The organism is Paenibacillus sp. 01T443 (assembly GCF_056398325.1).
In genome coordinates this window covers 36,649-60,965 of record NZ_JBFTPE010000006.1, presented here as the reverse complement: position 1 = coordinate 60,965, position 24,317 = coordinate 36,649, and the positions used below count along the sequence as shown (strand labels likewise).

The window sequence follows — 24,317 nt, the reverse complement described above, 5'->3', positions numbered from 1 at the left end:
TCTGTTAAACTGAAGATGTTATTTAGTAAATTTATTAACTAAACATGGAGAGTGGCATGGCGACGATAAAAGATATTGCGCAGGAGGCAGGTGTTTCGGCCGCTACGGTATCTAGGGTTTTGAACAATGATGTCACCCTGGCAGTCAGCGAGGAAACACGTTTTCGTATATTTAGCATTGCCGAGCAGCTGCAATATAAGCCGTCCAGGCTGCGAAGAATGAAAAAAGATGAGCAGCTATCTCGTCAGCAAATCGGTTTGCTGATGTGGTCAACGCTCGAGGATGAGCATGCGGATCCCTATTTCTCCTCCATTCGGAACGGAATCGAAACCCGCTGCGAGGAGCTTGGCATCAACATTGTTAAGGTGCTTCGCGGCAACAGCAAAGCGGAGATGCAGCCGGTGAACGAGCTGGATGGTGTCATTGTCGTCGGATCGATTGATGATCAAGATGTCAGCCAGCTGTATAACAACGGGAATCGTGTGGTCTTCGTGAACCATTCCGGGGATTTGGATGAGTATGACACCGTAAAGCTGCATTTCGAGCAGGCAACAAGGGCAGTCATCACGCATCTAAGAAAGCTGGGGCATGACAAAATAGGCTACATCGGCGGCAATGATTATGTGCATCGACTCAGTCGTCAATATGAAGCGACGGAGAATGCCGAGCCCCGCCGCATTTTTTTTGAGAAAATTATGCGCGAGCTGGGGCTTTATGATGAAAGCTTCGTGATGATGTCCTATTGGTCTTCGAACAGCGGGTATGAAGCAATGAATCAGCTGCTCCAGCAAAGCTCGCGGCCGACAGCTTGTTTTATTGGCAGCGATCCAATGGCAGTAGGCGCCTTGCGGGCGCTGCACGAGCACGGTCTTCGCGTTCCGGAGGATATGGCTGTAGTCGGCTTCGACGACATCGAAATTTCTGCTTACCTGAATCCGCCGCTTACTACCGTTCGCGCGCATACGGAGCATATGGGCAGATCAGCGGTGCAGCTGCTGCTTGAGCGAATCGAAGGGCGGGAGGCGGCCGTTCATATGACCATCAACACGACGCTTATCGTTAGGGAAAGCTGCGGCAGCACAACGAATTAACGCGGTATTCATTTATTCAAAACATTCGGGAGGTTATTTATTTTGGCTATTCAATATGATCAGCAGCGTTCGTTATTCCATTTGCAAGCGAAGGATACAAGCTATGTGATTCATGTTACGAAAACCGGCTATCCTGCACATATTTATTGGGGCAAAAAGCTGCGCGGCGTACAGCTGGAGCGTCTCTTTGAGCTTAAGGAAAGAGCTTCCTTTACACCAAGCACTGAGCTCGATCAGCTGGAATTGTCTCTCGACACGCTTCCGCATGAATACCCGGCTTATGGAAATTCCGATTTCAGGATGCCCGCATTTCAAGTACAGCTCCCTAACGGGTCGACTGTCTCGGATCTGCGTTATGATTCCTACAAGATCGTTAACGGGAAGCCGGCGCTAGACGGGCTGCCGGCTACGTATACGGAAAACGACGAAGAAGCCCAAACCCTTGAAATTACATTAAAGGATGAGTTAATCGGCTTGTCCGTTATTTTGTCCTACACGGTATTCGAACAATTCGACGCTATTGCCCGTTCGGCTAGAATCGTCAACAACGGTGCCGGCACGCTGCAGCTGCAGCGCGCATTCAGCATGAGTCTTGATTTTACCCATGATCGTTTTGAAATGCTTCAGCTTTCCGGCGCATGGATTCGTGAACGTCATGTTCATAAGCGCAAGCTAGTGCCGGGCTTGCAATCGGTTGAGAGCCGCAGAGGCTCAAGCAGTCATATGCAAAACCCGTTCGTTGCCTTGCTCTCAGAAGGCGCAACGGAGGATCATGGCGATGTTTATGGGGTTAACCTTGTATACAGCGGTAATTTCACAGCCGGCGTAGAAGTGGATCAATTCCATGCGGCGCGTTTGTTTATTGGAATCAATCCTTTTGACTTTAATTGGAGATTAGAGCCGGGCGAGCAGTTCCAAACGCCGGAAGCGGTTATGGTCCATTCCGAGCATGGGCTTGGCGGCATGTCGCGCAGCTTCCATGATATTTACCGTGCTCGCTTAATACGCGGAGCATTCCGTGATCAAACCCGTCCTATTCTTGTTAATAACTGGGAAGCGACGTATTTCAACTTTAACGCGGATAAAATTGAAGATATCGCGCGCGCAGGCAAAGAGCTTGGGATCGAGCTGTTCGTGCTGGATGACGGCTGGTTCGGCAAGCGTGATAACGATACTACTTCGCTTGGGGATTGGTTCGTAGACCGCAGCAAGCTGCCAAACGGTCTTGAGGATTTGGTTAGCCGCGTGAAAAGGCTGGATATGCAGTTCGGCTTGTGGTTTGAGCCGGAGATGATCTCGCCGGAGAGCGAGCTCTATAAGGCGCATCCGGATTGGTGCCTGCACATTGAGGGACGCAGACGGACGCAAGCGAGACAACAGCTTATTCTCGACTTGTCCCGCAAGGATGTTCAAGAATATATCGTGAAGTCGATCTCGGATATTCTCGCAAGCGCACCGATTACGTATGTAAAATGGGACATGAACCGCAATATGACAGAAATCGGCTCGGCGCTGCTGCCAGCAGAGCGTCAACGTGAAACGGCTCATCGCTATATGCTTGGCCTCTATTCAGTGCTTGAGCAAATTACATCCGCATTCCCGCAAATTTTGTTCGAGAGCTGCTCCGGCGGCGGCGGACGCTTCGATGCAGGTATGCTCTACTACATGCCGCAAACCTGGACAAGCGATAACTCAGATGCGGTATCCCGTTTGAAAATTCAATACGGAACAAGCATTGTTTATCCAGTAAGCTCGATGGGCGCACACGTATCTGCCGTGCCTAACCATCAGGTTGGCCGCATTACTTCATTGGAGACGAGAGGCAATGTGGCGCTCTCCGGCAACTTTGGTTATGAACTGGATCTGACGCAGTTTACCGAAGAGGAGAAGGAGAAGGTCAAAGAGCAGGTTGCACTTTACAAAGATGTGCGTCACCTCGTGCAATTTGGCGATTTTTACCGCCTGCTGAGTCCGTTCGAGGGCAATGAAACTGCTTGGATGTTCGTTTCGAAGGATAAAAGTGAAGCATTCGTTGTTTTTGTATCGGTTCTGCAGGAGCCGAATCCGAAGCTGAACCGTTTCTGTCTTAAAGGACTTGACCCGAACCGTGACTACAAGCTGCACGGAGAAGAGACAGTATACGGCGGCGATCAGCTGTTGTATGCTGGCCTTGCAACACCGCAATTTTTTGGAGACTACGCAAGCAAGGTATACCGTTTCAACGCGGTAGAATAGACGTATCTGGTTTAGAATAGAAGAAAGGGTTATCCCTAGGGTGCTAGCTTAGCTGCGCTCAGGTATAGCCCTTTTTTTGTGTCCGCAAACGGCATTCCTTAAGCTGAATTACTTGAAACACATGAGTTACGTGATGCAGCCAGTTTCGATTAAATTAACGGGAAAAGCTCCAGCTAAATTGGACTGGTTGGCTGTGGGGGTTGGGATAACAGGAATTTCTCCCGCTAATTCAATTGATTATCCCCCAAAATGACTGTTTTTCGTTATTTAAAGGGAGAATTTCCCGGTAAACTAGTAAGTTCGGCAGCTTTTGGATGCTTTAACATGAAAAATTCCCGTTAATTTAAAAACGTTCTAAATATCGACACCTTTTTAGAAAAGGGGTGTCCCCCAGGCGAATTTGTACGCTTGAAGGACGCCCCTTGTGTTGTATGTGTTTATTTCGTAGTCTAAGACATCGATGAAGAGGCCGCAGCTGCAATGATAATAACGGCAATAATAGCGTAGATAACGAGAACAATGGCTGCCCATAGCAAAGAAGCTTTAAAGTAATTTTTCTTTGTCGGGTTGCCTTCGCCGAATGCCCAAACAAACATCATAATAATGTTTACGATCGGTATGATAAGGATGAGCGTAGTGAGCATCCACTCTTTAACCGAAATAACAGGTGAAACCTGTTGATTCTGATCGTGTCCATAACCCGGCACGCCCGGATTTACATGAGGCTGCTGATAATTATCCATTTCATTCACCCCTTTTGTTTCGATATGCTGTAACCATTCATACACAAATTTATTATATATAAATTCCCAAGGTTTTCAACACCTATTTTTGTAAAATTCAGTATCATATTCTCAAAAAAATACATGCTTGTCTAGCTTTATTTTTGAAAATTCAAAAAGTTATTGTCGAATTTAGAAAATAGTCTATCAATCTATTAAACAATTATTATATATTTAAAGAATTTTTTTGTTTAATATAAACTTCCTATCCCTGTGATTGCCGTGTCCCTTCTTGACGACTCCATGTACCAATGCGGATTATTGACATCATGTTGTGATTTCTTTTAGTATCTTTTAATTATCCTTAGGCTTCCTATAATATTTAATGAAACCATGAGAATACTGGTCAATATGGTATATTGATCAAGCGGAGGAGTGGATATATTGAACAGGTAAGTTCTAGGAGCAGCTTTAACACTTGCAGTATCTATAATTAGTGCTTGCAATGCTTCTTCCGAAGATGAAAAGGGAAATTACATTATTTCAAAGGAAGAGCAATCAATCTTAGTGGCAAATGGTATTACTCGGAAAGAGGCAGAAAGCAGCACCTTTGCTGCCCTCAAAGAGAATGATGTTGAATTGATTAATTATATAGTCGAAGACTCCCAGCTTTACAATGAGCTTGAGATCGGTGAAGAAGTTATTGTAACTCCCAAAGCGAATGAAAAAGGCGAGTATATCGTAATGAAATCCTATCCCCCTCAAATTGTAGCCGGGGAGATAAGGAGGCAAAAGGATTAAATGTAATGGCGTCATCTCGAAGGAAATAATACCGAAAACGATTTAAGGAGGGCTTGTATGGGACATGATTTGAGCGGAATGAAAACGCCTGAAGGCATCAGAATGCTAGAGCAGGTTCGTATCATCACTAAGGCGTTACCTGAGGTTGTAGAGTTGATTGATGGGCATGGGCATACAACGTTCAAAGTAAAAGACAAGTCGTTTATCATCATGAGCGACTACGGCATCACTTTCAAGTCGGATTTAGAGAACCAGGAAATTATCCTGCAGCAGGAGCGATTCTTCAAGCCAAAATACATAGGGCATCGCGGCTGGGTGTCTATCAGCGACCCCAAGGACTGGGAAGAGATGGGCGTCTTGATCAAAGAAGCTTACATGCATGCGGCGCCCAAACGTCTGTTGAAGCAGTTCCAGGCAACCGAATAATCGAGGGAATATTTCTCGGCTCCTGCATTCCCTGCATAATCATAATAAAGGTGGATGTGAGATGGCAAACGCGCAGCAAGTATCCAATCGGCCCGTCGCTCTCATTACAGGAGCGTCCAGCGGTTTCGGGCTTCTAACCTCGATTCGCTTGGCGCAGGAGGGTTATCGCGTAATTGCGACTATGAGAGATATGGGAAAAAAAGAAAGCGTGCTCGCCAAGGCTTCAGAAAAAGGCGTACAAGAGCAAATTGAAATCATGAAGCTTGATATTACGGATTCCGAGAATATAGCTGATGTTGTGGAGACGGTCATTCAGCAATGGGGATCTATCGATGTGCTGGTGAATAATGCGGGTTATGCGGTCATGGGGGTTATTGAGGAGGTGCCGATGGCCGATTGGCGAGCGCAGCTGGACACTAATTTTTTTGGCATGGTCGCGGTAACGAAAGCCGTCCTGCCGCATATGCGCACCCGGGGACAAGGGAAAATCATTAATATTAGCAGTGGTGCCGGCATTATCGGCTTCTCCAATACAGGGCCTTATTCGGCCTCGAAATTTGCAATGGAGGGCTTCAGCGAGGCTTTGCGTTTAGAGCTGCTTCCATTTTCCATCCCCGTCGTACTGGTTCAGCCAGGAACCTATGATACCGGCATTTCAGCGAAACATGTCTATCGCAGTCAACCTAATTCCCCTTATAGCAAAATGATCGAGCGCTTCAAGCAATATAACCAAAAGTCGGAGCAAAATGCCCCGAATCCAATGCATGTAGCGAATACTATCGTGAAAATATGCCAATCCCGAAACCCCAAGCTTCGTTACACCTGCGGCAATGATGCCAAAATGATCTTCCTCATGAAAAAGCTGCTCCCGTGGCGAGTAATCGAATGGGTTCTCCGCAAGGCACTGCACTAATCCGCGATCATCGGTAAAATATCGAAGGGGACAAGCGGGTCCCCCTTACTTCCTTCACCCCTTCACTGCCAAGTAAGCGAGCACATTGAATTATTGTATATAGCAATAGAATATATCTATTATGAATGCGATTGACTGTATTTGAACGCAGGTGATAGACTCATCTCAACATAATACCAACAAAACCTATTTGAATTATTGAGAATTAAAATTGGATTGACGGCAAAGTTTTTTTGCATATCGATTCATTTATAAAACGAGGGGTGGAGAGTGTATGGCGGAGCAAAGGAAATTAAGATTAGGTGCAGTATTACACGGAGCCGGAGGGAATTTAGCGGGCTGGAGACATCCTGATGCCGTGGCGGACGCGAGTGTTAACTTCGCATTTTATAAGCAGCAGGCTTTAAAGGCAGAAGAGGGGAAATTTGATTTTCTATTTATCGCAGACGGGCTTTTTATTACTGAAAAATCGAATCCCCATTTCTTGAATCGTTTTGAACCGATTACGATTCTATCCGCGCTCGGCGCGGTCACTTCTAAAATTGGGCTGGTCGGTACATTGTCAACTTCCTACAGCCAGCCGTTTACGGTATCGCGGCAATTTTCTTCTCTTGATCACATTAGCGGTGGGCGAGCAGGCTGGAATGTCGTGACATCCCCTTTGGAGGGGACCGCGCTCAACTACAGTCTCTCTCTTGAAGAGCATCCGGATCATAGCAAACGCTACCGCATTGCTGCGGAATATTTGAAGGTAGCGCGAGGTTTATGGGATTCATGGGAGGATGACGCATTTGTCCGGAATAAAGAAACAGGCCAGTTTTTTGAATCAAGCAAGCTGCACACGTTAAACCACGAAGGAGAATTTTTCTCCGTCAAAGGGCCGCTTAATATCGCAAGATCAAAGCAGGGGCAGCCGGTCGTTTTCCAAGCAGGCTCCTCGGAAAGCGGAAGGAATCTGGCGGCTGCTTCAGCGGATGCTGTGTTCACGAATCACGAAACGTTAGAGGAAGCAAAAGCCTTCTATCAGGACGTGAAACGAAGAGCCGTGGAGCTCGGCCGTTCGCTTGAAGAAATTCTTATTTTCCCGGGAATCGGCGTCATCGTTGGAGAGACGGATGAGGAAGCAGAGCGCAAATATGAGCAGGTTGCTAACTTAATCAGCATCGAAAATGCGCTCGATAACTTAGGCCGGTTTTTTGAGCATCATGATTTTACGCAGTATCCGCTGGATGGACCGTTCCCCGAGCTAGGCGAACTCGGTAAAAACAGCTTTCAAAGCACAACGGACAAAATTAAACGCGAAGCGCAGGAGCAAAGCTTAACTTTGCGTCAAGTCGCTTTACGCTCTGCAACACCAAGGACGCCGTTTATCGGAACGCCGGAGAAGGTGGCTGATCTGATTCAAGAGTGGTTCGAGCAGGGAGCCATTGACGGCTTTATTATCGGAGCAGGCGTTCCGACAGGGCTGGATGAATTTGTGGAGCATGTTATTCCTGTTCTTCAGCAGCGCGGCTTGTTCCGTACGGATTATGAGTCGGATACGCTGCGAGGACATTTAGGCCTGCCTATTCCAATTAATCGTTACACGGAGCAGCGAAGCAAGCAGCCGGATTCACTTGAGCAGGACGCGGCGTCTGAAGCTGCGGCAGCACAGGCGAACGGAGCGGTTTAATCTAATCAGATAGAATGGGGAGAAATGAATATGGTGAAAAAACGAACGGGCTGGAAAACAATTATTGCGCTCACTGCAGCATTAGCATTGCTTCTGAGCGGGTGCGCAGGCACAAATAAAGCGAACAGCACAAGCGAGGGAACGGCATCAAACGTTAATGCGGGCACAAATGAAGCAGCTGCGCCAGTCAAGGGCGGTGAACTCTCCTATGCGCTTGCCACATCCCCGGATACGCTTGATCCGCATCGCAGCGGACTCGCAGTGGCGGTTCGCGCCATTCGAACAATCCATGACAGCCTTGTAGCGCTGCTTCCTGACGGCACCATTCAGCCTTGGCTGGCTACGGAATGGGAAGTATCCGAGGACGGAAAGAGCTATACCTTCAAGCTTAGGCAGGACGTTAAATTCCATGACGGTACACCATTTAACGCCGAGGCTGTGAAGTATAATTACGATCGCATTCTAAATCCGGAGACGAAGGCCGCCAACTCAGCTGCTTTGATCAGGCCTTATAAATCGTCCGAAATTATTGACGAGTACACCATTAAGTTGAATTTGGAGACTCCCTCCAACGCGTTTCTGGGCAATTTAAGCCAAGCGCTCGTCAGTATTGTTTCGCCAACGGCGGCGCAGAAATACGGAGATCAGCTCGGCAAAAATCCCGTAGGAACAGGACCTTTTAAATTCGTGAGCTGGGAAGAAAATTCTCAAATCATCGTGGAGCGCAACCCGGATTATAAATGGGCGCCGCCCCTAGTGGAAAATAAAGAAGCACCCTACCTCGATAAATTAGTCTTTAAAATCGCGCCTGAGGAGGCCACGCGGATCGGGAGCGTACAGAGCGGTCAAGTTCTCGCAGGGGAGACGATCCCGCCGCAAAATATCCTTGCGCTGGAGAAGGATGAAAAGCTCCAACTATTCAAGTCAAATACGCAGGGCCTGCCTTATACCTTATTCATTAATCAAAACAAAGCACCGTGGAATGAATTGAAAGCAAGGCAAGCGCTGCAAGCGGCCATCGATGTTGACGCGATCGTCAAAACGTTATATTTGGGCACGTACGATCGTGCATGGTCGCCGCTCACGCCGGGTACGTTTGGGTATGACAAGTCTCTAGAAGGCGGTGTGAAACCTGACATAAATAAGGCAAACGCATTGCTGGATGAGCTTGGTTATGTGAAGGGCGCGGACGGCCTGCGTACCAAAGACGGCAAAAAGCTAACCCTCCATTATGTTGATGGTTCTCCAAACCGAGAAAAAAGAAATGACATTGCCGCAATCATTCAGCAGCAGCTAAAGCAAATCGGCGTCGAGGTGGTAGTCGAAATTACAAAGGATGTCCGCACGGTCGTATTCGAGAATGCAAACTACGACATATACGGAAACAGCCAAGTAAACTCGGATCCCGAGGCGCTCCGTTCCTTCTATCATTCAGGTGCAGTCAGCGTAGGCGGAAACCAAAACCTCGCTGCTTACAAAAACGCCGAGGTAGACGGCTGGATCGATCAAGGATTGATCGAGAAGGATACCGCTAAACGCCAGGAGCTGTACGCGAACGTTCAGAAAGCAATTATCGAGCAAGCGGTCATTATTCCGATCTATGTATTCCCGTATACAATCGCCGCTTCGAAATCGGTGCAAGGCATCAAGTTTGACTCGCTCGCCTATCCGTTGTTTAATGATGCGTTTATTCAAAAGTAAGCCGGCACTTGAAGAAAAGGCAATTGTTTTTGCTGTACATTACATTCAGGAGGTAAGTCATGCTTAAAACGATTAGTATACGGTTGTTTACCTCCTTATTGGTCATACTCGGCTCGCTCGTGCTCGTTTTTGTCATTGTTTATTTGCTTCCGGGAGATCCTGTCATGTCGATGGTCGATCCAAGCACGGTTTCACCCGAGGTTCTGGCCAATTTGCGTGCGCAGCTTGGCGTGGATCGCCCGCTATATGAGCAGTTTTTTTCTTATGTTGGAAAGGTGCTGCAAGGTGATTTCGGTAAATCGATTGTGAATGACGAGCCCGTGCTGCCGAAAATCATCGAGCATTTGCCTGCGACGCTGGCTTTGACGGCTGCAAGCTGCTTCATTGCCGCGGTAGTCGGGATCTGGCTGGGCGTATTGTCGGCCATCCACCGAGATCGCTGGATTGATATTACGGCAAGAGTGGTCGGCCTATTCGGCATCTCGATGCCTACCTTCTGGTCCGGTATTCTGCTCATTCTTATCTTCTCGATTACGCTCGACTGGTTTCCTGCGATGGGCTCCGAGGGCTGGAAGACGCTCGTTCTCCCGGCGGTTGGTCTCGGTATTGTCGGGGCCGGCTTTGTCGTCAGGCTGGTTCGCAACAGTATGCTGGAGGTCATCAATGAGCCCTTCATTGTGACGCTGCGGGCAAAGGGTGTATCGGAGAAGCTTGTGATGTACCGCCATGCGCTTCGCAATGCATTGATTCCGGCTTTAACCATGATTGGCGTGCTGAGCGGCGAGCTGTTGGCGGGGACGGTTGTTATCGAGACGGTATTCTCCCGTCAAGGCATCGGCAGAGTCATATCGGATGCGCTGATGTCCAAGGATTTGCCAGTCGTGCAAGGGGTTGTCTTTTTCTCGGCGGTTATGTACGTAATCATTAATTTAATTGTGGACCTCTCTTACCGGATGATTGATCCGAGAGTAAGACGTTCGTATTAAGCAAAGGGGAGTGTGGCATGAAGGAGTCCGCGCTTGTCAAAGCGGCTTGGCCCCGAATGAGGGCAGCATGGCGTTCGGCACCTAGAACGGGAAAACTCAATGTATCTAACTTGCTCGTTTATACGGCTGGTTTTGTCATTGTTTTTATTGTTTTATGTGCCCTGTTTCCAGGTCGGATTGCGCCTTATTCACCTACTGAAATGATCATGACTGACATTATGCTGCCTCCGAGCTTCTCGCATTGGTTTGGTACCGATTATTATGGCCGTGATGTATTCAGCGTTGTCGTCTACGGCAGCCGCGATTCGCTGCTAATCGGTCTAGCCTCCGTCCTTGTCGGAGGTCTGCTCGGAGCTTCACTTGGCGCGTTGTCCGGCTTTCTCGGCGGTATTTTCGATACGGTTATCATGGGTTTTATTGAGGTGTTGATGACGATTCCGGGTATCCTTTTCGCATTGGCGATTGCGGCAGCAATGGGACCGAGCCTGTTCAACGTAGTGCTGGCCGTCGCCTTGTCCGCGGTTCCCGGATATGCAAGGGTATTTCGGGGCCAAATCATGAGCGTAAAAGGACGTCCGTTCATTACGGCGGCTAGATCGGTCGGCGCTGGCAGCCTGCGCATCTTTTTCCAGCATGTCCTTCCGAATGCGTGGTCGCCGCTGCTCGTCATGGCAACAATCGGATTAGGCACCTCCATTCTCGTAGGCTCCGGGCTCAGCTTCCTTGGACTTGGCGTAATAAAGGAAATTCCTGATTGGGGCACGCTGCTGTCGCAAGGAAGAGGATATCTGACGGTAGCCTGGTGGATGTCCACTTTCCCGGGCCTTGCCATTACGCTTCTCGTGTTATCGGTCAATCTGATGGGCGATAAGCTGAGAGACCGGATTGATCCGAAGAAAAACAGGATTTAAGGAGGAGGCATTGATTTGAAAGCATTGCTTGAAATTGAGCATTTAACCGTCAAGTTCGCCACTCCAAAAGGCTGGTTGACTGCTATTTCGGATGTGTCTTTGAGCATGAAGCCGGGCGAGACGGTATGCCTCGTCGGAGAATCCGGGAGCGGCAAGACGATTACCTCCAAATCCGTCATGCGTTTAATCGATTATGAGAATGGCATAATCGCAAGCGGCGAGATGAAGCTGGGCGGAATCGATCTTGTGCGTGCTCCTCAAAAAAATATGCGTACGCTGCGCGGCAAGAAAATGGCGATGATCTTTCAGGAGCCGATGTCTGCTTTTGATCCGGTTTTCACGATCGGCAGTCAAATGATCGAGGTCATGCTCGGGCATAAAATGAGCAGCAGGGAGAAAGCTCGGGAGCGGGCAGTGCATTTGCTCGAGCGTGTAGGCATTCCCGAGCCTGAGCTGCGAATGAAGCAATATCCAAGCGAGCTGTCCGGCGGCATGCTGCAGCGGGCGATGATTGCGATGGCGCTGGCCTGCGGCCCGGAGCTGCTCATTGCAGATGAGCCGACAACTGCATTAGATATGACGATTCAAGCACAAATCCTGCAGCTGCTGCAGGAGCTGAAGGCTGAATTCAATATGTCTATTCTGCTTATTACGCATGATATGGGCATTGCCGCGGAGATGGCCGACCGCATTATCGTCATGTATGCCGGCGAAGTGGTCGAGCAAGCGACAGCGGCCCAGCTGTTTGAGCTACCGCATCATCCCTACACGCAGGGGCTTCTCCGTTCCGTGACGACGCTTGATAGCGAGAGAGGCAGCAGGCTTTTCTCGATCGAAGGGAGCATTCCGAATTTATTCGAGCTGCCTGCCGGCTGTCGTTTTCATCCTCGATGTTCCCATGCCACGGAGAAATGCGCGAAGGAAAGCCCTCCGTTATTGGACGTGAATGAACGGCAGGCGGCCTGCTGGTACGCGAAGGAACTGGCGGAGGCGTGGGATTTGAATAACGCTAAACAGACCAGCGAGGTATGGATTGGGCAAGCTGCCGCTCCGGTCATCCGCGAGGAGGAATCAGCTTCCACAGAAAATATATTTGAAATTGAAGGCCTGCGAAAATATTACCCGCTTGGAAAAAGCTTGCTTTCCCGGCATTCCTCTGTCATTCGTGCCGTGGATGACGTCTCCTTTCAGATCCGGAAGGGGGAGACCTTCGGGCTCGTCGGCGAATCCGGCAGCGGCAAGTCTACGCTAGGCCGCGTCATTATGCAGCTGGAGAAAGCGACTTCCGGGAAGGTGAAGTTCGCAGGGCAGACCCTAACCGAGATGAGACCATCGCAGCTGCATGACGTACGCAAGGACATGCAGATGATCTTTCAGGATCCCTATGGCTCCATGAACCCGCGCTGGCGAGTAGGCGATATCATTGGGGAACCGCTGTCTATCCATACCTCGCTGAGCGCAGCCGAAAAAAAATCAAGGATTGAAGAACTGCTGCACGTGGTTGGACTTAACCCGTCCTTGCATGAGCGCTATCCGCATGAGTTCTCCGGCGGTCAGCGGCAGCGCATAGGCATTGCGAGAGCGATCGCTCTGCGGCCGTCCTTTGTGCTTGCCGATGAAGCCGTGTCTGCGCTTGACGTGTCGGTTCAGGCTCAAATCGTAAACCTGATGCAGGATCTTCAGCATGATCTCGGGCTGACTTATTTATTTATCGCACACGGGCTTCATGTCGTAAGACATATCTCGAATCGTATCGGCGTCATGTATTTAGGCCAGCTTGTCGAGATAGCGGACAGCGAGGAATTGTTTACCCATCCGGCGCATCATTATACGAAAGCGCTGATTGCCTCGATTCCTTGGCCCGATCCCAGCCGTAAGCGGGAGTTTCAAGCCATCAACGGTGAAATTCCTTCCCCCGCCCGTCCTCCTTCAGGCTGCCGCTTTCATACGCGCTGCCCGGCAGCGACCGCACGATGCAAGAGCGAACAGCCAGAGCTGAAACGAATCGATCATGAACACTGGGCAGCATGTCACTATCCGGCTTAAAGGCCGACGGCTCCGCAAACGGGGCCGTTTGGCCTTTTTGGCATGTGCATAAACAGATGTGACTATGGGACCATTGACGCACTGAAAAATGCCATGTTACGCTACCGTCATATGGAAACAATTGGAGGGATACACTTGATTGAAATTCGCTTATCGGTAGGTTATGACGAGTATGAAGAAGGGGTAAGGATGTCCAGCTTGATCGAAAAGCTGGCATCGAGCCCAGATGGCGAGAAGCTGTCTATACTAACGATTGGCGATTGGGGTCAGGCGTATGAAAATTCTCCGGATAGCTTTCTGGAAACGTTGATTAGCCATAAGGATTCTTTTCCTAACTTAACGAAATTATTTATTGGCGATATGGGCTTTGGAGAGTGTGAGGTATCTTGGATTAACCAGACGAATCTCTCGCCGCTGCTTGAAGCATTTCCTAACTTGAAATCCCTTTCCATTAAAGGCAGCCAGGAGCTGAGCCTGCAGCCTCTCGTTCACGAAAAGCTGGAGGAGCTGGTCGTCATTTGCGGCGGCCTGCCGAGATCCGTGCTAGAGGAAATAACGAGCGCGAGGCTTCCTGAGCTCAGAAAGCTGGAGCTTTATTTGGGCGTTGAGGATTACGGCTTTGACGGCGGCATAGATGATGTTCTTCCGCTGCTTCAAGGCGATCTATTTCCAAAGCTCAAATATTTGGGCTTGAAGGACAGTGAAATCCAGGATGAAATCGCGACCGCGATTGCGGATGCACCGGTTCTGGATCAACTGGATACGCTTGATTTGTCTTACGGCACTTTGACCGATGAAGGCGGAGAAGCTCTGCTGGCAAGCAATCGGATCCGCAAGCTGAAGCATCTTGATCTGAGCTATCACTATATGTCCGACGAGATGCTGCTTCGCTGGGAGCAATCGGGCTTGTCCGTAAATGTGACAGATCAGCAGGAAACGGATGAAGATGACTGGCGTTATCCATTTCTCACGGAATAATGGACAATTTCGAGAAAACGTTTCTACTCGTCGGAAATCCATCCAATAAACGGACATTGGGGCTGCAGGCTGCAAGGAGCAAGCTGGGGCTTGCGCCAGCTGTTGTGCTTCCTTATGAGCAGCTGCTCAATCGCACGCTTTACATAGGAGATGCACTAAGAAAGCACGCCGGGCAGGGGGGAATGATCCTCCGGCTTGATGCGCCTGGCGAGAATAAGGCTGTGGAGCGGGAGCTGATCGCATGGGGAGCTCCGGACCGAAGCGGCGACGATGTGCTTTGGTCTGCGGGCTCTTTGCCGCACAGCATTTCGATTTCATCGGCGGAGGCGCTTCTTCTGCCTTCCGAGCATGGCCGGTTATTTTATCCGGCACAGTGGTATCGCGGTTATTGCCGCTTCCTTGCTGCCATGCAGCGAGAGGTGAAGGCGTCCGGGATTTCCGTTTCCTGGGTGAATTCACCGGGAAGCATCGCTAATATGTTCGACAAAAGAACCTGCTGGCAGCTGCTTGAGCGCCGCGGCCTGAAGCTGCCGGCATTGCCAGCCCCAGTCGGATCCATAAAAAGCTACGAAGCGCTTCAAGCTGCCATTAAAGCGAGCGGCATGAGGCGGCTGTTCATCAAACTCGCCTGCGGCTCGGGAGCCGCAGGCGTTATCGCTTATCAGATGAATCCGCGCAGCGGCGAACAGCTTGCCATTACAACGATCGGCATGGAAGAAAGCGCTGGCGGAACCAGCTTTTATAACGCGGGGCTGCTGCGGCGTTACCGGGAGCCTTCAGATATCCGGCGAATCATCGATTGGGTTTGCCGTGAAGGCGCGCATATCGAGCGCTGGATCGAGAAGGAAAGCTTCGAGAGCAAGTCATTTGACGTACGGCAGCTCGTTGTCAACGGGGAAGCCTGCCACACTGTACTGCGGATAAGCAGCACGCCTATCACCAATTTGCATCTCCGAAACGAACGGAGCATGGATGTCGACCGGCTTCTTTCAGATGAGGTGAAGCGGGCGGTTAAGCAGACGGCGGAAGACGCGCTCCGCGCATTTCCAGGAAGCTCTTCCGCAGGGGTCGATGTACTCGTGCAAAGGGGCAGCGGCACGACCTACGCGATAGACATCAATCCTTTCGGTGATTTGCTGTATGGCGCCGAGCATGAAGGAATGAACACCTACGAGTGGCAGATGCGGCAGCTTCTGAGAAAGGAATAAGCAGGTATGCTGGATATGAACCAAATCGTGGGTACCCACGATATTTTGATGATTACGCTCGACACGCTGCGTTATGACGCAGCAAAGCTCGAAGAAGCCAATTGTCCAAATCTCTGTGCTGACGGAGGCTGGGAGAAGCGGCATACGCCGGGCAGCTTTACCTATGCGGCCCATCATGCTTTTTTTGGCGGTTTTCTGCCGACTCCGGCTAATACGGACAAAGCTACCCATGTAAGGCTTTTTCATACGAAAGATACGGGGCTCAAAACGCACCCTCATACATGGTTATTTGATGCCCCGGATCTCGTATCCGGCTTGCAGGAGGCGGGTTACCGTACGATCTGCATCGGAGGCGTCATTTTTTTTACGAAAAAGAATAAGCTGGCAAAGGTTTTGCCGAGTTATTTTCAAGAGAGCTACTGGCGGATGACCTTCGGCGTAACCAATCCCCGTTCGGCCGAGCATCAGGTGAATCACGCGCTGAAGCTGCTGGAGAAGGCCGACCCTGCCGAAAGGCTGTTTTTGTTTATGAATATTTCGGCCGTGCACGGTCCCAATCATTATTTTGTCGCCGGTGCAAAGCAGGATTCCGTGGAGACGCAGCGGGCGGCTTTACGCTATGTAGACAGTCAGCTGGGCATTCTATTTGAAGCGATGAGGTGCAGGGGCAAAACGTTATGCCTTGCGTTCTCTGATCATGGGACGGCTTATGGCGAGGATGGCTATGAAGGACACCGACTTGCGCATGAGGTGGTATGGAACGTGCCGTATCGCGAGTTTATTTTGGAATAAGGAGGGGAAGCTGCTTGCTGCAATCATCATCGTTACGATCTTCTCCCGAGCTGCGTGAGCTGGAGCAGCGCTGGACACAAGCTCCATACCGTTCGTATTTGTATTCCTACCCGCATAAGACGGCTTATCGGGAATTAAAGCCTGCGCAATCTTTAAAGGAGCTGTGGGAGCAGGATCAAACCGACTACTATTTTTTGTACATGCATATTCCGTTTTGCGGAGCCCGCTGCGGCTTTTGCAATCTGTTCACGCTTCCGGACCGCCGTACCGATGTGCATGCGCAATACGTCGATGCGCTCCAGCGGCAGGCAGAGGAATGGGCGCCATGGTTCCAAGGCCGGACGTTCTCGCGGTTTGCGATTGGCGGCGGAACGCCGACGCTCCTGGAAGCAACCCAACTGAACCGGCTTTTTGATATAGCCGAGCATACGATGGGGCTTGACCCGCTGCAGGCTTCGATCTCGGTAGAAACATCGCCGGAGACCGTAACGGAGGATCGGATGCGGGTGCTTAAGGATCGGCTGGTCGACCGTGTCAGCATGGGCATTCAAAGCTTCGTCGAGGAGGAGGCGGCAGCCATATACCGCCCGCAGAAGCCGCGTCTAGCAGAGGCTGCGCTTGAGAAGCTGCTTGACTATCACTTTCCGCTTATTAATATTGATCTGATTTACGGCTTGCCTGGGCAAACCGCCGACTCATGGCTATTTTCGCTGGAGAAAGCGATCAGCTACGGGCCGGGCGAAATTTTCATTTATCCGCTCTACACGCGGGAGAATACGATTTTAAAGCCGGAACAAATACGGAGCGCAGGGACGGATATTCGGCTTGAATTGTATCACATCGCCCGCCAGCGGCTTGAGGCGGCTGGCTATAAGCAATTTTCGATGCGGCGTTTTGCAAAGGATACGTCGTTTGCTCACAAAAACGTGCTTCCTTTCAGCTGTCAGGAGGAAGGGATGGCCGGACTTGGCTGCGGCGCGCGTTCGTATACTCGGGATGTTCATTACGCTTCGAGATACGGCGTGAGCGCAGCGGCAACAAGGACCATTATCGAGGACTACGTATCTGCCGAGAGCCATGCTGCGGCGGACTACGGCTTTAGACTAAGCGCAGCCGAGCAAAAACGCCGATTCATCCTAAAGGCGCTGCTGCACCGCGAAGGCTTGGCGCTTTCGGCGTACGAAGAGAGATTCGGAAGCGATGCGCTGGGCGAGCATTCCGAATTGCAGGAGCTGCTGAGCATTGAATTAGCCGAGCTTTCATCCGGCGTCCTTCGGCTTACAACGAGGGGCATGGCTTATTCCGATGCAATCGGTGACGAGTTTATTTCGGGTGACGTAAGGGCGCTGATGAATGGATATGTCATTCGATGAACGCGGTGCTTTATTACCGCGGAGCGCTGTCATCCTGCAATTATGACTGTCCCTATTGTCCCTTCAGCAAAACGAAGGACAGCAAGGAGACGCTGGAGAAGGATAAGCGGCAGCTGCTTGCCTTCATGGGCTGGGTTCGCGAGCAGGGAACTGCCGGACACCGGCTGTCTATTTTTTTTAATCCGTACGGAGAGGCGCTCGTGCACAAGTGGTACCGCGAGGCCATGATTGAGCTGTCCGGGCTTGCGCATGTGCGGAAGGTGGCTGTGCAAACGAATCTATCCGTGAAGCTGGATTGGACGCGGCAGCTGGCAAAGGACAAGGCGGCTTTTTGGGTGACCTACCACCCAGGCCAAACGAGTGAGGCTCAGTTTCTGAGCCAGTGCATGAAGCTCTATGAGCAAGGGATCGCGTTTAGCGTAGGCTCGGTTGGTATCCGCAGCGCTTTTGACGCGATTGCGCGGCTAAGGAGCCTGCTTCCGGAGGATGTGTACCTTTGGGTGAATGCCTTTAAAGATCGCAAAGGCTATTACACTGAAGATGAGATCAGCTATTTAACCCGGATTGATCCTTATTTCCAACTGAATATTCCCGATTACGACAGCCTCGGAAGGCGCTGCGGCGCAGGCTCCGATGTTTTTTACGTGCAGGGGGCCGGCATCGTCAAGCGGTGCTACAGCGACCGCAAGGTGATCGGACATCTCTATCGAGACGGTCTGGAGGGGCTTTCCGAAGAGCGCCCATGCGGGATGAAAAAATGCGGCTGCTACATCGGTTATATTCATATGCCGGAGCTTGCAATGGACCATGTTTACGGGGATCGCCTGCTTGAGCGGATACCGGCAGGTTTTGTGCGATAGAATGGTTATACTTATCGTGTTACGGAATATGTGCCAAATGTTAAAAAAGCTGCTGGGATAGGTGTTGAAATAACGCCTCCCGGCAGCTTTTTTCTATCGGCATGGGCATGGATCGTCTGCTTGGAAACGAAATTCCTTAATATGGTACGATGTGCATATAAAATATTTCTTAAGCTGGAGGTGCGGCTGTGTTAAAAGTGTTCATAACGGTTAAAAGCTTAGGTAAGAGAAAAAATTATCTCGACCGTTTGGCGTGGCAGCTAACGGAGCCGCCGTCGACGCTGAGGTCGTTGATTATAGATATCGTATCCGAAAATGTCCGGCAGTTTAATGAACGAAAGAGCGATGTGCCGTTTGTTTCTTTTCTAACGAAGGATGACATTGAGCTGCAGGGCGTAAACGGGAAGGTAGGCAACGGATCGCTTGATAACGACCGGAAGGCGGACGAGGAAGAGGCGGTATCGACTGCGCTGCTTGCCTTCGAGGACGGATTGTACAGGGTATTTATAAATGGCAGCGAGGCTGAGCATTTGGAAATGCCGCTTATGCTGCAGGGCGGGGACGAGCTGGCATTCATTCGGTTTACGATGCTGGCGAGATCCATGTGGTAGTACTATGCTAAGGAGGCAGTGAAGAGATGGATAGAGCGGAACAAAAGCTGTATTTTCAACAAATGAAGGATAAGGCGGCTGTCATTTCGCTTTCCGATCCGCATCAGCGGTTGGCGTTTTTGCTTATCCAACTAAGCGAGCGAGGATACAACGACTATGAAATCAATGCCGAGATCAAGGAGCAGCTGCTTATTTTGGCTTCAAGCGAGGAGCAGCCGTTGTTTGAACCGCTTGTTGCTGTAATCGATGAGCTGCTGGATGACGGATATGCGTATGTTTTTCGATATATAGCAAAGCATGCCGCAGAATATCCATACAGCACTGGTTATGCGCGCAGGCCGTTCCGAACGAAGGAGCAGCGTTTGCATCTGGACCGGCTGCTAACCAAAATGATTTCTTTATTTTATTTGCATGCACGGGATTTTTCGGTGGCGGATTATTTGGCGAAGCCAAACTACATATCAGAAAATGAGCATCAATTTCCGGCAATGGCCATTGCGGATATCATTGCATACGGAATCGACAATGGTGATGAAGCCATTATCCACGCATTAAAAGAAATAATATACGGCGATAACAACACAGCGTTATTGTCCCGGAGCATGATCTCGGGCATCTTCCTCAGCCACAGCCGCGAAGCCTACCGCATGATGGGAGAGCTCTTAGTTGCAGCAAGGCTGCAAGAAGGCTTGCGGCAAAGCATCGTCGAAGCGATGGATGAGGGTACGATTGAAGCCATGATCTACATGTTGGAGGTTGTTACCGAGCATGATCTCATTCGCTACAGCTCCGTTATTCGGGCTTTGGATGTCTGGACGGGCCTCGGACTGGAAGCTTCGAATGCTAGGGTAGCAAGGCAAAATATTGCCTATGCCGCACAGTGTCTCGCGGATCCCGCTGTTTTAAGGCAAGGGCTTGCGAGCGGTGACGTCAATGAGCTTTATATGAGTCTGTGGGCGATTGCCGTACATGAGGAAAAGCAGCTTTATGAGCAAATCAGCCTCATTATGGCGAGCGATGAAAACTATCGCAAAATCGTTGCGCAGTATATGCTGGCACAGTCGCAGAACGAGGATATTCGTTTTTTGATTGCCCAGGATTGGCTGGGCGAGCCTCATAAAGAAGTGCAATATTGGGTCGTAATGAACTATACCTTCGACTACTCCTATACTTGGGAGAGCGATCCTAAAGGAACCTACACGCGGTTGGTGTTCAGGAAATCGGTGCTCCTTGCGGAGAAAACGGTGCGAAGACGGCAATTCGAGCAATTCATGGCGATGCTGAGCGGCATGCCCTTGAAGGATAGTGAAGAAAGATCCGAGGTGTTTCATTGGGTCGGCTATACCTTCTCTACGGATACGGTTATTCGTAAGCTTCTCTATTTGACCGCTTACGATATGGATCAGGAATGGCTTGCGGAGATTTTCGCGCTGAAGGATAGGCTTAGCCATGATATGAGAGGCGAGCTGCTAAAATTTTTCATTAATGATCCCTCTAGCAGCGCCCAGCGTTCTTTTCTGATTGCATGTTTATCGGATAAAAGCATGACCAACCGCGAGCTCGCCATGCAAAAGGCGGCCGAGCTTGAGCTGAACGAGGATGAAATCGAAGCCGTGGCATTGCTGCTCAAGCTGAAGACGGGGGCGCTGCGGCAAGGGGCGATCGGTCTGCTGCTGAAGCAATCCGCTCGACAGCTCGAAGCCGTGCTCGCGATGCTGCTGCAAAGCCGAAACGAGCTTCAGCGCTTAGCGGCGCTTGAGCTGCTGACCGAAATGAAGGATGAGCCTGCTCTCGCCCAGCTCTCGGGATTCATGAAGGATGAGGTCGATTTAATCGAAGCGCCATCCGACAAAGAGCGGCTGTTAATCGCGAAGCTGAAGCAGCAGACAGTCTATACGCTCAGCAATGGACTTGGCTTGTTTAATCCGGAGGCATCACAGGAAGAGTTATCGGGGAAAGAGCAGCTCCAAATGTCCGCGCTGCAAGCGGGCAAACGCTACTTTAATTTAACGACGGAGCAAATCGGCAGCTTTATTAAAGGCTTGGCGGATCTTGTGCATCTTCATCGCGAGCATGAATACGAAACAACAGATTATTCAGGCGCAAAGGAGACACTGCTTGTTGGAGCCAAGCTTACGAGCTTGCAATGGCGATATGAGCCGAATGATGCCACGCCTACGCTGGAGCGCTATCCGCTCGCACAGGTGTGGGCGGACTATTTGGAGAAAAGCGGCTTTGGAGCGGCTGAGCTGCTGCAGCTGCATTTCTTCCGCTCTGCGGATTCTCTTTACCGGTACTATTACGGGGAGCAGGAGCGCTGGCATGCAGCTGCCTATGAGCCGGCCGAGGGCTGGCGCAAGGAGCTGCTTGATCAGCTGTATCCGATGGAGCTGCTGCGCGAGACATACTTACTAACCGAGAACGTTCCTTACCGCATGCAGGTTAATGAAATCATCAGTGCATATTTGAGAGAAAGCCGCTGGAAAGAACGGTTTGACGCAGCGGAGCATTTCCTGAGCTTGATCATGAGCTGCTTTCCGGCCGAGCGCGTGAAGGAGGAGAGCAGGCTCCTTGATTTGTTTACGGAATTTTGGAGAAAGGAGCTGCGCACAAGCAGCGATGACGATGTATCCTTTGCTCAATTATTCCGTATCTTTTATCCGTTGTATGAGATGTTTGGCTTCGAGGTTCAGCTTCTGGATACGATGGATTTTGCCCGAGCATTCAGCTTGGGCATCATCGATAAGAATGAACTGCTTAAAGAGCTTGTTGCAAGGCCGCATAGCAGCAGCCATATCAGACAGCTGACTAACCCGAAAGGCAAGCTGAATAAACAATATCCGCAGTTGAACGCGGTCAAAGAATTAATTGTGCGGCGCATATTAGAGCTGGAGCTGAATCGAGGGGATTTGACTACAGAGGTAACCCATTTGGCGACGAGCATTCAGCATGTGGAGGGCATGAACGACTTTATTGCGATTTTGAAAGGGCTGGATAAGGAAGCTTTCGTTCGCGGCTATATTTACGGATATGGCAAGGATATTACCCGGAAGGAAACGTTCAGCCATCTGCTCAAGGTATGCCATCCCAGGAATGGCGAGGACGAAGCAATGCTGCGGGAGCTGCTGCAGGATAGCGGTATTTCAGAGACAAGGCTGCTGGAAGCCGCAATGTATGCGCCGCAGTGGGTTGAGCTCGTATCAAGCTGTCTCGGCTGGAGCGGCCTGCGGAGCGCGGCCTGGTACTTCCATGCGCATATTAATGAATCGTTTTCGGCTGAGAAGGAGACGATCGTTGCTCAATATTCACCGATTGCGCCGCAGGATTTCAACGATGGCGCATTTGACATCGATTGGTTTAGGCAAGCTTATGACGAGCTTGGGGAAGAACGCTTCCGCCTGCTGTACCAATGTGCAAAATACATTTCCGCAGGAGCGAATCATCGGCGGTCGCAGCTGTTTGCGGACGCAGTGCTCGGCAGGCTGAACGCGGGCGAGCTTCAGGCCCAGGTTGCGGAGAAGCGGAACAAGGATCTTTTGCTTAGCTACAGCCTGCTGCCGTGGCGCAAGGATGGCGAGGAAACGCGTGAAGTGCTTGAGCGTTATTCCTTTATCCAGCGGTTTTGGAAGGAAAGCAAAGCATTTGGCGCCCAAAGGAGGGCCAGCGAGGAGAAGGCATCCAGCATTGCGCTCGATAATCTCGCGCGAAATGCCGGCTATGCGGATGTCATCCGCTTAACCTGGGATATGGAGGGCAGGAAGCTGGATGAGCTTTTGCATTATTTTGAGCCGCATGCACTGGATGAACTGACATCGGCACAGCTCGTCATCGATGAGTCAGGAAAGACGGATATTCGTGTTATGAAGCAGGGCAAGACTTTAAAGTCGTTGCCTGCCGCCTATAAGAAGCATGAATATATCGCTGCCCTTAAAGAAACGAAGACGGAGCTGACTGACCAGTATAAAAGGGCCCGCGCGGAGCTTGAACGCTCGATGGTGAGCGGAAGCAGCTTTACGCTGCGGGAGATCAGCAGGCTGGTTCAAAATCCGGTGCTTTTGCCGTTAGTGAATGCGCTGGTATTTAAAATAAACCAGAACTTTGGTTATTTCGATAAGGGAATGCTCGAGAGCCCGCAAGCGCAGAGCTATCAAATAACGGAAAATGATCAATTAGTGATAGCGCATCCTCTCCATCTGTATGAGAGCGGCGAGTGGAGCAGCTACCAGAAGGATTTATTTGACCGTCAGGTGAAGCAGCCGTTTAAGCAAGTTTTCAGAGAACTCTATTTGCCAACCGTAGATGAGCTTGCGAGTGGATCATTATCGAGGCGCTATGCGGGCCATCAGGTACAGCCCCGCAAAACGCTCAGCCTTCTCAAAGGGCGAAAATGGACAGTCAGCTATGAGGAAGGCCTGCAGAAGGTATTTTATAAGGAGAATGTTATAGCCAGCATTTACGCTTTAGCCGATTGGTTTTCCCCTTCCGATATTGAAAGTCCGACGCTGGAGACCGTTCGTTTCTTTGATCGAAAAACCTTGAAGGGGCTTGCGATTGCGCAGGTGCCAAGCTTAATCTTCTCCGAGGTGATGAGAGACGTCGATTTGGTTGTCAGCGTGGCTCATGTTGGCGGAGTCGACCCGGAAGCAAGTCTTACGACGATTGGCATACGAACGGCTATCGTAACCGAATCTCTGCGCCTGCTTAAGATCACAAATGTCCGCCTTGAGGGCAATCATGCTTTGATTGCGGGCAAGCTTGGGGAATACAGCGTTCATCTGGGCAGCGGTACCGTTTATAAGCAAGCAAAAGGCGCGCTCGCGATCATTCCCGTCCATTCGCAGCATCGAGGCAGATTGTTCCTGCCCTTTATGGACGAGGACCCGAAGACGGCAGAAATTTTGTCCAAAATCATGCTGCTGGCGCAGGATACGAAGCTCAAGGATCCGCAAATTTTAGCACAGCTTCAAGTATAAATAACTTGCTTCAAATAT

Annotated in this window: 18 protein-coding genes; 17 read left to right on the top strand and 1 reads right to left on the bottom strand. The window is 50.4% G+C overall.

Features of this window, described 5'->3' with window-relative positions:
* Positions 1-56 precede the first annotated feature (56 nt).
* Positions 57-1,091, top strand: a complete 1,035-nt coding sequence (locus tag AC1DLI_RS11145; RefSeq protein ID WP_477602482.1) for a LacI family DNA-binding transcriptional regulator — start codon at positions 57-59, stop codon at positions 1,089-1,091.
* 42 nt (positions 1,092-1,133) lie between these two features.
* A complete protein-coding gene (locus tag AC1DLI_RS11140; RefSeq protein ID WP_477602480.1) occupies positions 1,134-3,326 on the top strand; it encodes an alpha-galactosidase in 2,193 nt (730 codons plus the stop codon).
* Positions 3,327-3,775: 449 nt separating this feature from the next.
* Here the strand turns inward: AC1DLI_RS11140 and AC1DLI_RS11135 are convergent, their stop codons facing one another.
* On the bottom strand, positions 3,776-4,069 hold the full coding sequence (locus tag AC1DLI_RS11135; protein ID WP_477602478.1) for a hypothetical protein: 294 nt from the start codon (positions 4,067-4,069) through the stop codon (positions 3,776-3,778).
* 468 nt (positions 4,070-4,537) lie between these two features.
* Here AC1DLI_RS11135 and AC1DLI_RS11130 point away from each other — a divergent pair, with 468 nt between their 5' ends.
* The 15 genes from AC1DLI_RS11130 (at position 4,538) to AC1DLI_RS11060 (ending at position 24,299) form a co-directional block, all read left to right on the top strand.
* Positions 4,538-4,849 (top strand): DUF3221 domain-containing protein, encoded by a 312-nt coding sequence (locus AC1DLI_RS11130; protein WP_477602904.1) that lies wholly within the window; start codon positions 4,538-4,540, stop codon positions 4,847-4,849.
* Positions 4,850-4,906: 57 nt separating this feature from the next.
* Entirely contained in the window at positions 4,907-5,275 is a 369-nt protein-coding gene (locus AC1DLI_RS11125) for an MmcQ/YjbR family DNA-binding protein (RefSeq protein ID WP_477602476.1), read from the top strand.
* 61 nt (positions 5,276-5,336) lie between these two features.
* On the top strand, positions 5,337-6,188 hold the full coding sequence (locus AC1DLI_RS11120; RefSeq protein WP_477602474.1) for an SDR family oxidoreductase: 852 nt from the start codon (positions 5,337-5,339) through the stop codon (positions 6,186-6,188).
* 274 nt (positions 6,189-6,462) lie between these two features.
* Positions 6,463-7,860 carry an LLM class flavin-dependent oxidoreductase gene (locus AC1DLI_RS11115; protein WP_477602472.1) on the top strand — a complete coding sequence of 466 codons (1,398 nt, stop codon included), beginning with the start codon at positions 6,463-6,465 and terminating at the stop codon, positions 7,858-7,860.
* 30 nt (positions 7,861-7,890) lie between these two features.
* On the top strand, positions 7,891-9,561 hold the full coding sequence (locus AC1DLI_RS11110) for an ABC transporter substrate-binding protein (RefSeq protein ID WP_477602470.1): 1,671 nt from the start codon (positions 7,891-7,893) through the stop codon (positions 9,559-9,561).
* 59 nt (positions 9,562-9,620) lie between these two features.
* Positions 9,621-10,547, top strand: coding sequence for an ABC transporter permease (locus AC1DLI_RS11105; protein WP_477602468.1), 927 nt, complete (start codon positions 9,621-9,623; stop codon positions 10,545-10,547).
* Between the two features lie 17 nt (positions 10,548-10,564).
* Positions 10,565-11,458 carry an ABC transporter permease gene (locus AC1DLI_RS11100; RefSeq protein WP_477602466.1) on the top strand — a complete coding sequence of 298 codons (894 nt, stop codon included), beginning with the start codon at positions 10,565-10,567 and terminating at the stop codon, positions 11,456-11,458.
* Positions 11,459-11,473: 15 nt separating this feature from the next.
* Positions 11,474-13,504: an ABC transporter ATP-binding protein gene (locus tag AC1DLI_RS11095; protein WP_477602464.1), complete on the top strand. Its 2,031-nt coding sequence runs from the start codon at positions 11,474-11,476 to the stop codon at positions 13,502-13,504.
* A 138-nt stretch (positions 13,505-13,642) separates the two neighbouring features.
* Positions 13,643-14,482: an STM4015 family protein gene (locus AC1DLI_RS11090; RefSeq protein WP_477602902.1), complete on the top strand. Its 840-nt coding sequence runs from the start codon at positions 13,643-13,645 to the stop codon at positions 14,480-14,482.
* A complete protein-coding gene (locus AC1DLI_RS11085; protein WP_477602462.1) occupies positions 14,482-15,690 on the top strand; it encodes an STM4014 family protein in 1,209 nt (402 codons plus the stop codon). Before AC1DLI_RS11090 ends, AC1DLI_RS11085 begins: the two co-directional genes overlap by 1 nt.
* Before the next feature lie 6 nt (positions 15,691-15,696).
* The gene (locus AC1DLI_RS11080; RefSeq protein WP_477602460.1) at positions 15,697-16,482 is read left to right on the top strand and encodes an STM4013/SEN3800 family hydrolase; all 786 of its coding nucleotides are present in this window, start codon (positions 15,697-15,699) and stop codon (positions 16,480-16,482) included.
* Positions 16,483-16,496: 14 nt separating this feature from the next.
* Positions 16,497-17,855 carry an STM4012 family radical SAM protein gene (locus AC1DLI_RS11075; protein ID WP_477602458.1) on the top strand — a complete coding sequence of 453 codons (1,359 nt, stop codon included), beginning with the start codon at positions 16,497-16,499 and terminating at the stop codon, positions 17,853-17,855.
* Positions 17,852-18,715 carry an STM4011 family radical SAM protein gene (locus tag AC1DLI_RS11070; RefSeq protein WP_477602456.1) on the top strand — a complete coding sequence of 288 codons (864 nt, stop codon included), beginning with the start codon at positions 17,852-17,854 and terminating at the stop codon, positions 18,713-18,715. The genes AC1DLI_RS11075 and AC1DLI_RS11070 overlap by 4 nt, the downstream gene beginning before the upstream one ends.
* Before the next feature lie 188 nt (positions 18,716-18,903).
* Positions 18,904-19,326, top strand: a complete 423-nt coding sequence (locus AC1DLI_RS11065; RefSeq protein WP_477602454.1) for a hypothetical protein — start codon at positions 18,904-18,906, stop codon at positions 19,324-19,326.
* Positions 19,327-19,352: 26 nt separating this feature from the next.
* Positions 19,353-24,299 (top strand): DUF5724 domain-containing protein, encoded by a 4,947-nt coding sequence (locus AC1DLI_RS11060; RefSeq protein WP_477602452.1) that lies wholly within the window; start codon positions 19,353-19,355, stop codon positions 24,297-24,299.
* Positions 24,300-24,317 lie beyond the last annotated feature (18 nt).

Bases quoted from the DNA above. Each gene is read 5' to 3' on its own strand.
- AC1DLI_RS11120 (WP_477602474.1), top strand. From the start codon at position 5,337: ATGGCAAACGCGCAGCAAGTATCCAATCGGCCCGTCGCTCTCATTACA.
- AC1DLI_RS11100 (WP_477602466.1), top strand. From the start codon at position 10,565: ATGAAGGAGTCCGCGCTTGTCAAAGCGGCTTGGCCCCGAATGAGGGCA.
- AC1DLI_RS11125 (WP_477602476.1), top strand. From the start codon at position 4,907: ATGGGACATGATTTGAGCGGAATGAAAACGCCTGAAGGCATCAGAATG.
- AC1DLI_RS11080 (WP_477602460.1), top strand. From the start codon at position 15,697: ATGCTGGATATGAACCAAATCGTGGGTACCCACGATATTTTGATGATT.
- AC1DLI_RS11145 (WP_477602482.1), top strand. From the start codon at position 57: ATGGCGACGATAAAAGATATTGCGCAGGAGGCAGGTGTTTCGGCCGCT.
- AC1DLI_RS11060 (WP_477602452.1), top strand. From the start codon at position 19,353: ATGGATAGAGCGGAACAAAAGCTGTATTTTCAACAAATGAAGGATAAG.
- AC1DLI_RS11085 (WP_477602462.1), top strand. From the start codon at position 14,482: ATGGACAATTTCGAGAAAACGTTTCTACTCGTCGGAAATCCATCCAAT.
- AC1DLI_RS11115 (WP_477602472.1), top strand. From the start codon at position 6,463: ATGGCGGAGCAAAGGAAATTAAGATTAGGTGCAGTATTACACGGAGCC.
- AC1DLI_RS11070 (WP_477602456.1), top strand. From the start codon at position 17,852: ATGAACGCGGTGCTTTATTACCGCGGAGCGCTGTCATCCTGCAATTAT.
- AC1DLI_RS11105 (WP_477602468.1), top strand. From the start codon at position 9,621: ATGCTTAAAACGATTAGTATACGGTTGTTTACCTCCTTATTGGTCATA.
- AC1DLI_RS11110 (WP_477602470.1), top strand. From the start codon at position 7,891: ATGGTGAAAAAACGAACGGGCTGGAAAACAATTATTGCGCTCACTGCA.
- AC1DLI_RS11135 (WP_477602478.1), bottom strand. From the start codon at position 4,069: ATGGATAATTATCAGCAGCCTCATGTAAATCCGGGCGTGCCGGGTTAT.